Genomic DNA, 420 nt, shown 5'->3' with positions numbered 1-420 from the left:
ACGACCACGACGGAACCGGCTGCGGCAACTGTTGACGCATCGTCTTCGATGCCCGCCGACGATGACAGCAACGCCGACGACACGGGGGCAACGTGAGCAGCACGCACGAAGACGTTGGCGCAACGCGTCGCTTTGTGCCACTGGAACAGACGGCCTTCCAGCGACTGGAACATGCGGCCTACCTAAAAGGCCTTTTAAAACCTTTTAAAGGTAAGGGGGATCTGGAAGCTTGGGCCAGCCAATGTGAGGCACTGCGCGACGCGCTCATCGCCCTGACCGAACGCTTCCTTCTGCCGCAGGCGCGTCGCTCCCCCTTCGATCGGCTGCCGGTCTACCTGGCCCAGCAGACCACTGGCGCAGGCACGACCTTTCTGCGCTGGCGCAACCTCGATCGCTCCGCGATGGGCGTCGCGCTGTGGG

General features: G+C 63.6%; 1 protein-coding gene. It reads left to right on the top strand.

Features of this window, described 5'->3' with window-relative positions; translation table 11 throughout:
• Window positions 1-92: 92 nt before the first annotated feature.
• A partial coding sequence (locus SB771_RS33550; RefSeq protein ID WP_410721859.1) for a DUF3158 family protein occupies window positions 93-420 on the top strand: 328 nt, incomplete at its 3' end.

The sequence above is a fragment of the Burkholderia sp. SIMBA_051 genome (genome assembly GCF_046534915.1).
Classification (GTDB): Bacteria; Pseudomonadota; Gammaproteobacteria; order Burkholderiales; family Burkholderiaceae; genus Burkholderia; species Burkholderia ambifaria.
This window is presented reverse-complemented; position numbering and strand designations above follow the sequence as displayed.